At 65.3% G+C, this 8770-nt stretch carries 10 protein-coding genes and 1 riboswitch; of the genes, 7 read left to right on the top strand and 3 right to left on the bottom strand.

Translation table 11 applies throughout. The annotated features are described in order from the left end of the window. The first annotated feature begins 5 nt into the window (after nt 1-5). Nucleotides 6-1376, top strand: coding sequence for an MFS transporter (locus CH292_RS04115; RefSeq protein ID WP_020113378.1), 1371 nt, complete (start codon nt 6-8; stop codon nt 1374-1376). On the opposite strand, the gene CH292_RS04120 is transcribed toward CH292_RS04115, so the two are convergent. Further along, a complete protein-coding gene (locus CH292_RS04120; RefSeq protein ID WP_019663655.1) occupies nt 1373-2782 on the bottom strand; it encodes a HAMP domain-containing sensor histidine kinase in 1410 nt (469 codons plus the stop codon). The two genes, CH292_RS04115 and CH292_RS04120, sit on opposite strands and share 4 nt — an antisense overlap. Further along, complete coding sequence (locus CH292_RS04125; protein ID WP_026347530.1) at nt 2779-3477, bottom strand: response regulator transcription factor; 699 nt, start codon at nt 3475-3477, stop codon at nt 2779-2781. The genes CH292_RS04120 and CH292_RS04125 overlap by 4 nt, the downstream gene beginning before the upstream one ends. A 90-nt stretch (nt 3478-3567) precedes the next feature. On the opposite strand from CH292_RS04125, the gene CH292_RS04130 reads away from it, so the two are divergent. From CH292_RS04130 to CH292_RS04145, 4 genes are all read left to right on the top strand, one after another. Continuing rightward, nucleotides 3568-4566, top strand: coding sequence for a permease (locus CH292_RS04130; protein WP_094627254.1), 999 nt, complete (start codon nt 3568-3570; stop codon nt 4564-4566). Further along, on the top strand, nt 4563-5240 hold the full coding sequence (locus CH292_RS04135; RefSeq protein ID WP_037145096.1) for a TIGR03943 family protein: 678 nt from the start codon (nt 4563-4565) through the stop codon (nt 5238-5240). The genes CH292_RS04130 and CH292_RS04135 overlap by 4 nt, the downstream gene beginning before the upstream one ends. Nucleotides 5241-5265: 25 nt before the next feature. Beyond that, nucleotides 5266-5329, top strand: a riboswitch (guanidine-III (ykkC-III) riboswitch). A 13-nt stretch (nt 5330-5342) separates the two neighbouring features. Beyond that, a complete protein-coding gene (locus tag CH292_RS04140; protein WP_020113381.1) occupies nt 5343-5657 on the top strand; it encodes a multidrug efflux SMR transporter in 315 nt (104 codons plus the stop codon). A gap of 26 nt (nt 5658-5683) precedes the next feature. Further along, the gene (locus CH292_RS04145) at nt 5684-6484 is read left to right on the top strand and encodes a hypothetical protein (RefSeq protein ID WP_019663660.1); all 801 of its coding nucleotides are present in this window, start codon (nt 5684-5686) and stop codon (nt 6482-6484) included. Between the two features lie 20 nt (nt 6485-6504). On the opposite strand, the gene CH292_RS04150 is transcribed toward CH292_RS04145, so the two are convergent. Then, complete coding sequence (locus CH292_RS04150; RefSeq protein WP_019663661.1) at nt 6505-7644, bottom strand: acyl-CoA dehydrogenase family protein; 1140 nt, start codon at nt 7642-7644, stop codon at nt 6505-6507. An 83-nt stretch (nt 7645-7727) separates the two neighbouring features. On the opposite strand from CH292_RS04150, the gene CH292_RS04155 reads away from it, so the two are divergent. Next, on the top strand, nt 7728-8315 hold the full coding sequence (locus CH292_RS04155) for a TetR/AcrR family transcriptional regulator (protein WP_094654041.1): 588 nt from the start codon (nt 7728-7730) through the stop codon (nt 8313-8315). Between the two features lie 111 nt (nt 8316-8426). Beyond that, entirely contained in the window at nt 8427-8663 is a 237-nt protein-coding gene (locus CH292_RS04160) for a hypothetical protein (protein WP_256977908.1), read from the top strand. The last annotated feature ends 107 nt before the right edge of the window (nt 8664-8770 follow it).

Here is an 8770-nt window from a genome sequence, read left to right on the forward strand (position 1 = left end):
GAACCATGACCACCACCGACCCGTCCACCGTGCAACGACGCTCACTTGTGATCGCGTCGCTCGGCACTCTGCTGACCCTGGTGGCGTTCACAGCGCCCTTGGCGACCATCAATCCGACGGCGACGACCCTCGGAAGTGACGCTGCCGGGAAGACCTGGATTCTGAGCTCGATGAGCATCGGGCTCGGTGCTGCTCTGTTGACCGCGGGAACCGTCGCCGACGATTTCGGACGCCGTCGGACGTTCGCGATCGGCGCGGTCGTGCTCGCCGCGGGTTCCGTTGCCTGCGCGGTTGCCCCCACCACACTGATCTTCGTGATCGCCCGCATCGCACAGGGCATCGGCGGCGCAGCACTCGTCGCGTCGAGCCTCGGGATCATCGCGCACACTCACCCGGTCGGCCCGCTGCGGGCGCGCGCAAGCGGGATCTGGGGCGCCAGCGTCGGCGCAGGCATTGCCCTCGGGCCGCTGATCGCGGCCGGTTTCGATCGTATCGCCACCTGGCGCGATGCGTACGTCGTGCTCGCGGTCGCCGCAGCTGTGCTGGCCTACGTCTCGCACCGCTTCGTCGTCGAGTCGAGAACCGACGTTCCGCGAGGCCTCGATCCGGCGGGCGCGCTTCTGCTCGGCCTCGGCGTCAGTGCGCTGCTGGCTGCGTTGGTCGAGGGGCGCCAGGGATGGGCAGACCCTCTGCCCATCGGATTGTTCGTCGTCGCAGCACTGCTACTGAGCATGTTCGTCATTGTCGAATTACGAAGCAGCACGGCGATGCTGGACCTGTCGCTGTTCGCTCATCCCCCGTTCGTCGCAGCGACCTTCGCGGCACTCATGACCGGTGCCGGCGTCATTGCCCTGATGTCGTACGTGTCCGGATTCCTCGGAAATGCCTACGGTATCCAAGCATTGGAAGCTGCACTGCTGATGTTCGCGTGGTCCGGCACGTCGGTCGTCACAGCTCTGCTCGCTCGGAGAATTCCGCCGAGCATCTCGGGCGGAACACAATTGGCCGTCGGACTGCTCGGCGTCGCCGTCGGGCAGCTCTTTCTTCTCGGTCTGTCCGAGGACTCGACGTGGTCTCGCCTGCTGCCCGGCCTGCTCGTCGCCGGTGTCTCCAGCGGTGTCCTCAACGCAGCCCTCGGGCGCGAGGCCGTGGCCAGCGTGCCCGCCGGGCGTGCAGGCATGGGTAGTGGCGCCAACAACACTGCTCGATACGTGGGTTCGGCCGTCGGCGTCACCGTGGTTGCCGTGCTCGCTGTTCCGACCGGAACGCCCAGCGTCGCCGGGCTCGTCGAGGGGTGGAACAGCGCAGTGCTGTTCACCACCGCCGCGTCCATCGTCGGCGCGCTGGTGGTTCTTGCCTGCCGCCGCCGGGCCTAGTCGACCCGGTCCTGATTCACCCGGGGCAGTTCCACCCGGAAGGTTGCGCCCAGGCCCGGCGTACTGTCGACGGTAACGGTTCCGCCGTGCGCGGCGACGAGGGCCGCGACGATCGACAATCCCAGTCCGCTGCCCCCACTTTCACGAGTACGGGAGCTGTCCGCGCGATAGAAGCGCTCGAAGACGTGCGCCGATTCCTCGGCCGACAAGCCGGGCCCGGTGTCGCTGACCTCGAGTTGCACCGACGTGTCCGTGGTGCCCACACGGACCTCGATGGACGCATCGGACGGAGTGTGCCGAACAGCATTTCCGACGAGGTTGGCCACTACCTGACGTAGCCGTGCGTCGTCACCGGTCACCTCGGGAATGCCGGGCCCTGAGACGACTTTCAGTGAGATGTCGCGTTCGGGAGCGACGGCCCGGGCGTCGTGCACGGCGTCGGCAGCGATGGTGAGCACGTCGACGGATCGAGCCTCCAACGGGCGTTGCGCGTCGAGCCTGGCGAGCATCAGCAGATCCTCCACGAGCAAACCCATGCGTGCCGATTCACCCTCGATTCGGTTCATCAACAACGTGATGTCGCTCATCGCGCCTTGCCGATGCAGCTCCGCGAATCCTCGAATCGTCGTCAGTGGTGTGCGTAGTTCGTGACTCGCGTCGGCGACGAAGCGCCGCATCTTGTCCTCGGATGCGCGGGCCGCCTCCTCGGACGCCTCGCTCGCCGCGAACGCCTGCTGAATGCGAGTAAGCATGCCGTTCAACGCAATCGACAGCTTGCCGATCTCGGTGCGCGAACTCCGCTCCGGCACCCGCTCGTGCAGGTCACCGGCTGCGATCGCGGCCGCTGTTTCCTCGACCTGCACGAGTGGACGCAGACTGCGGCGGACGACGAAGTACGCCAGCACCGCGAGAAGTGCCAGAACTATGGTCCCGATGATCAACTGAAGCACCACCAAACGATCGACCGTGATCTTGGTGGGTGTCAGACTCTGCGCAACCACGGTGGTGCCCTGGGAGTTGGTGACGCTGAAGGCTCGCCACTCCTCGTCTCCGTCGACGGAACCGACCGTGGTGGGCCGAGACGTGTCGACGCCGTCGACGTCGGGAACGTTCTGCCCGGCGTCCTCCTCGATCCTGATCTGGCCGTCGGTGTCGGTCGCTTTCACGTAGAAGTCCGCCGGTGGTCGCCTGGACTCCGACGGCGGTGGCATGTCCGGGTTCCGGGGTTCCGCCCACACGCGGGACGCGTCGAACAAGCTCTTGTCGACGCGTTCGACGAGCGATTGCTGCAGCGCGGACGTCACTGCGACACCGGACGCCAGCAGCCCGGTCGCGACGAGAAGCAGCAGTGCCGCGACGAGCGTGAACCGTAGCGGAACGTCCCTGGGCGTCGGCAGTTTCTTCACCGCGGCTGCCGCATGACGTAGCCGACACCACGCAGAGTGTGGATGAGTCTGGTGTCCCCGGTGTCCACCTTGCGGCGCAGATAGGACACGTAGGATTCGACGACACCGACTTCACCGCCGAAGTCGTAGTGCCACACGTGATCCAGGATTCGCGGCTTGCTCAGCACGGTGCCCGCGTTGACCATGAAGTACCGGAGCAGCGTGAATTCCGTCGGCGAGAGTGCAACCGGCTCGCCTGCCTTCCACACCTCGTGGGTGTCGTCGTCGAGTTCGATGTCCGCGAACGAGATTCGCGACGGTGCAGTCTCCTCCGTCTTTCCGGATCGACGCAGAATGACCCTCAGCCGAGCAACCACCTCTTCGAGGCTGAACGGTTTGGTGACGTAATCGTCGGCGCCGAGCGTCAGGCCCGAGACCTTGTCCTCCACTGAATCGCGAGCGGTCAGGAACAGCGCGGGCGCGTCGACGCCGTCGGCGCGCAGCCTGCGCAGCAGACCGAACCCGTCCATCCCCGGCATCATGACGTCGAGGATGACCGCTTCGGGACGGAAGGTGCGCGCTTTGTCGAGCCCTTCGGGCCCGGACGATGCGGTCTGGACGTCGAACCCCTGGAATCGCAGACTGACAGACAGCAGTTCCAGAATCGTCGGTTCGTCGTCGACGACCAGCACACGGGCCTCAGGTGTTTCGCTCACGTACCCATTCTGGACCCGCAGCCTGCGCACTTGCTGCACTCTCGCTGTGAGGTTTCTGTGAGTGCCGCACGGGGTGCATGATGGACGGCGATGGCGACGACGGACACCTCGGCGAGTCCGGCCCGCCGCATCAATTCCATGCACGTATTCGCACTTCTGCTCGTGTGCGCGATCGTGTTCCGGGATCAGCTGGTCACGGCGGTGAACTCCTTTCCCGAGCTCCGAACAGGTGCGACGATCTTCCTGGGCGTCTTCGTTCAGGCAACCCCGTTTCTGGTGCTCGGCGTGCTGGTCAGCGGCGCGATCGCCGCGTTCGTCTCGCCGCGGGTTCTGAAACGACTGCTGCCGGCCGACGAGAAAGCTGCTGTCGGTGTCTCCAGCCTGGCCGGAATGGCCCTGCCGGGGTGCGAATGCGGCGCCGTTCCGGTATCCAGCCGTCTGATGGACCAGGGTGCGCCGACGTCGGCGGCGCTCGCATTCCTACTGTCCGCACCTGCCATCAACCCTGTGGTGCTGGTGTCGACGGCTGTCGCGTTCCCCGGTGAACCGCGGATGGTGTTGGCGAGATTTCTCGCATCGCTGGCCACCGCCCTGGTGATGGGCTGGTTGTGGGCCAGAATCGGACGTGCCGAGTGGATCACGAAGAAATTTGCCGATCACAGCCACGATTCCTCGCGGTCGAAATGGGAAGTGTTCACCGAATCCGCCCGACACGACCTGATGCAGGCGGGCGCCTTCCTCGTCCTCGGAGCCGGAGCCGCGGCACTGCTGCACATCGTCGTTCCCGATTCCATCCTCGAGCACCTCGCCGGGCAGATGCTCCTGGCGATTCTGGTGATGGCAGTTCTGGCCGTCGTCCTCGCGTTGTGTTCGGAGGCCGACGCCTTCGTCGCAGCGAGCATGTCGATGCTGCCTCTGCTCCCCCGGCTGGTGTTCCTCGTCGTCGGCCCCGCGGTCGACGTCAAATTGATGGCGATGCAGGCGGGCAGTTTCGGACGTGGATTCGTCGCCCGATTCGCCCCGGTCACCTTCGTCGTCGCGGTGGCGTGCGCCACCTCCGTCGGGCTTCTCGTTCTGGGTGCCCGATGAGGCGGGAGACGCAGAACGTCCTGCTTCTGCTCGTCGGTGGCGCGATGGTCAAGATCTCCGTGGACGGAAGCTTCCTGCGGTACGTGAAGCCGAGCCTGCACCCCTACCTGCTGGCCAGCGGGATTTTCATCGTCGGCTTGGCGTTGGTGGCGATCGTGCGCGACGTCCGGCGAGGAGGACCGGCGGACGACGACCACGCCCACAGCTCTCGTCCGTACTGGATGTTGCTTCTTCCGGCGGCGTTGATTCTGTTCGTCGCGCCGCCCGCACTCGACGTGTCGTCGGTGTCGGATCGGGTGGTCGCGGCCGGTCCTGTGCAGCGCACTGCGTTTCCACCGTTGCCCGACGGCGAAGCGCCCGAAGTACCACTGCTCGACGTCGTGCAGCGCGCCGCGAGGGACAGCACGGGCAGCCTCGACGATCGCGAGATCACCGTGACGGGTATTCGAGTGGAGAACCCGGACGGCAGTGTCGATCTGGCGCGCATTTTGATCATCTGCTGCGCAGCCGACGCGCGATCCATCCGCATCCACCTGGACCGAGACGTCGAGGGCGAGTGGCTACGGGTGCGCGGAACCGTCGGTGAGTCGTCTCCGGAGACGGGCAACATTCCGACGATGGCGGTGACCGGCGTCGAGCAGATCGACGAACCCGAGAACACGTACGCCTATTAGTGGTACCCTAGTACCAGTCTTGCTGAATTCGACACAGTGGGACCAGCGGACGAGCGCACCGTACCCGGCCAGCGACAAGACGGTGCATGGGAGTGTTTTCTCATGGCTTGGGTCATTCTTGTCATCTCCGGCGTACTAGAAGCAGTGTGGGCAACCGCCCTCGGCAAGTCCGACGGTTTCTCGCGTCCCGTTCCCACGATCGTCTTCGGTGTCGCCCTCGTCGCCAGCATGGGCGGCCTGGCCGTCGCGATGCGTACCCTGCCTGTCGGCACCGCATACGCCGTCTGGGTCGGAATCGGCGCAACCCTCACCGTCGCCTACGCGATGATCACGGGCGACGAATCGTCGTCGTGGATCAAGGTCGCGCTGCTCGTGGGCATCGTCGGCTGCGTCGTCGGGCTGAAGCTGCTGCACTGACCGATCCAGCAGTTACAGTAACTTCCATGAACTGGGTGTCCGCGATCACACTGCCTGCACGCGCTGGGATTGCCATCGCGGAAACTGCCCTGGAGGTCTCGGGGGCGATTCTGTCCACCACTCGATTCGCTCTCGAGACCGGCGCAGCCACGCCTGCCAACCTGGCCTCGCTCACCGATCCCAAGGGCGGCACGATGCAGCTGCTGTCCCAGCTGGGTCAGCTCACCTCGGACGACCGAGCGTTGGGCAACGCACTGCGTGAGGGCGGGCCACTCGACCGGCTGCTCGCGCCGGGTGGCGTCGTCGACAGGTTGACGTCGGAGGAAGGCACGCTCGAACGGTTGCTGGCACCCGGCGGACCCGTCGATCGCGTGACCGCCACCGACGGACCGCTGGACCGGCTGCTCGCCGAGGACGGTCCGCTCGAACGGCTGCTTGCCGACGGCGGACTTCTCGATCGGATCACCGCCGTCGACGGCCCCCTCGAACGCCTCACCGCCAAGGACGGGCCGCTCGAACTTCTGACTCGCGAGGACGGCATCATCGAACGCGCCACCCAGGAAGGCGGCCTGTTGGAACAGCTGCTCGCCGAGGGCGGTGCCATCGAGAGGTTGACCGCGAAGGGTGGTCCGCTCGATCAGCTCGTGACCTTGACCGAAACCTTGTCGCAGCTGGCACCCAACATCGAACGCATGGGCGTCAGCATCGACATCCTGCAGGATTCGGTCGAGATCTTGTCGCAGGCGGTGAATCCGTTGGGCGAGTTGGTCGGTCGGCTACCCAATCGCTGGCTCAAAGGGAAGCAGACCGTCCACGAACTGCAGTAGACGGATCCACCGCACAGGCATCAGTTCCGCAGACTCCGTGCGATGACAAGGCGCTGAATCTGGTTGGTGCCCTCGAAGATCTGAGTGATCTTGGCGTCGCGCATGTACCGTTCGACGCGGAAGTCCCGCGTGTAGCCGTACCCGCCGAACACCTGGACCGCGTCGGTGGTGACCTTCATGGCGGCGTCGGTTGCGACGAGTTTCGCGACGGATGCGCCCCGCGAGTAGTCCAACCCGGCGTCCCGACGTCGCGCAGCATCGATGTAGGTGGCCCTCGCGGAGTCGACCGCGGCCGTCATGTCGGCCAGCAGGAACCCGAGGCCCTGATGATCGACGATCTTCTTGCCGAACGTCGTGCGCTCGTTGGCATAGGCGACTGCGTCGTTCAGCGCTGCCTGCGCAATACCCACGGCGACCGCAGCAATTCCCAAGCGGCCGGAATCGAGTGCGCTGAAGGCGATCTGGAGGCCCTGCCCCTCGGCGCCGAGACGTCGCTCCGCCGAGACGAAGGCATTGTCGTAGTTCGCCGACGTGGTAGGCACTGCGTGCAGACCCATCTTCTCCTCCGGCTTGCCGAAGGAGAGCCCCTCCTGATCCTTGGGAACGAGGAAGCAGGAAATACCCTTCGACCCTTCACCGGTGCGGGCGAAGAGGTTGTAGAAATCTGCGATACCGCCGTGCGTGATCCACGCCTTGGCGCCGTTGACGACGTATCCGTCGTCCTTGGCTGTCGCCTTGCAGGTCAACGCGGCGGCGTCGGATCCGGCCTGCGGCTCGGACAAGCTGTATGCGCCGACGAGACTGCCGCCCAGCATGTCCGGAAGCCAGCGCTGCTTCTGCTCCTCGGTTCCGAACGCCAGCAGCGGGGAGCACGCGAGGCTGTGCACGCTGACCGCAACGGCCACCGCCGCCCAGCGGGCCGCCAGTTCTTCCAGCACCTGCAGGTAGACCTCGTACGGCTGGCCACCGCCGCCCCACTCCTCCGGGAACGGGAGGCTCAACAGCCCGGCTTCACCGAGGGTGCCGAACACACCTTCGGGATAGGTCTCGTTCTTCTCGTGCTCGTCGACGATGGGATCCAACACCTTGTCCGCGACATCGCGCGTGAGCTGAATGAGGTCGCGGGCTTCCTCGGTGGGCAACAAACGATCGACAGGCACTTTCGAACTCCTCACAGTACTGACGGTCCCATCACAGTACTGCAGATGATACTGAATCGCCCACTGCAGTACTGTCATGCTTCATGACCGCAGCTCACGCGACGGCCCGCCGTGCCCAACTGTTCGACCAACTCGTCGACCTCTTGTTGAGCGAAGGGTTCGCTTACCTCACACTCGACGATATCTCGGGGCGCCTCCGCTGCAGCAAATCGACGCTCTACACCCTGGCAGGCAGCAAGGAACAACTCGTTCGAGCGGCAACCGTGCACTTCTTCCGCGGAGCAACGGACCGCGTCGAGTCAGCGATCGTCGGGATAGACGGTTTCGGCAACCGCCTGACCGCGTACCTGACCGCGGTGGGAATCGCCCTGCAGCCGGCATCACGACAGTTCATGGACGACCTCGCCGCCTTCCCTCCTGCCCGCGAAATCTACGAGCAGAACACTGCGTTCGCCGCCCAACGCGTTCAAGACCTGATCGACGACGGTGCCGCCGCGGGTGAAGTCCGCAGCGTCCATGCCGCATTCGTCGCCGACGTCGCCGCATCGACAATGGCGCGCATTCAATCGCGTGAGATCTCCGAACACACCGGCCTCGACGACTCCCAGGCGTACGCCGAGCTCGCCGCCCTCCTCACCACCGGCATCAGCGGTCACCGGGCACCTTCGTAGAATTGTCGGCGATGAGGAACGGCCGGGACGCATCTTCGTCGCCGCGGCACCCGACGGAGACGTCCCGGCACATTTCGATGGGTCCGGCACCGTCACTCGAACGGAATCCCCGTGGTCGTTCATCGCATGATCGCCGAGGATCTCGAATGGATCGGCGCCGCGACTATCGCCCTCTTGACGTGGATGACCGTGGTCGCCGGAACAACAGGATCCGACGACGGGTCGGTGTCGACGTGGGTCCTCGCGGCTCCGACCGTCGCGTACGTGCTCGGCATCGCCGGATACGCGGTGTATGTGATCCGCGGCGGCAAATACCGAGTACCCGAGGACGATCGACCGCCTTCGTAGATCAGAACGGTGGTGGTTTCTTTCGTTCGCGGAGGTGTTGGATGGTTTTGTGTTGTCGTAGTTTTCGGCGGAGGAGTCGGATTCGGGTGCGGGCGGTGTCGGTGGGT

It is taken from the genome of Rhodococcus sp. 14-2470-1a (genome assembly GCF_002259425.1).
GTDB classification, from domain to species: Bacteria; Actinomycetota; Actinomycetes; order Mycobacteriales; family Mycobacteriaceae; genus Rhodococcoides; species Rhodococcoides fascians_E.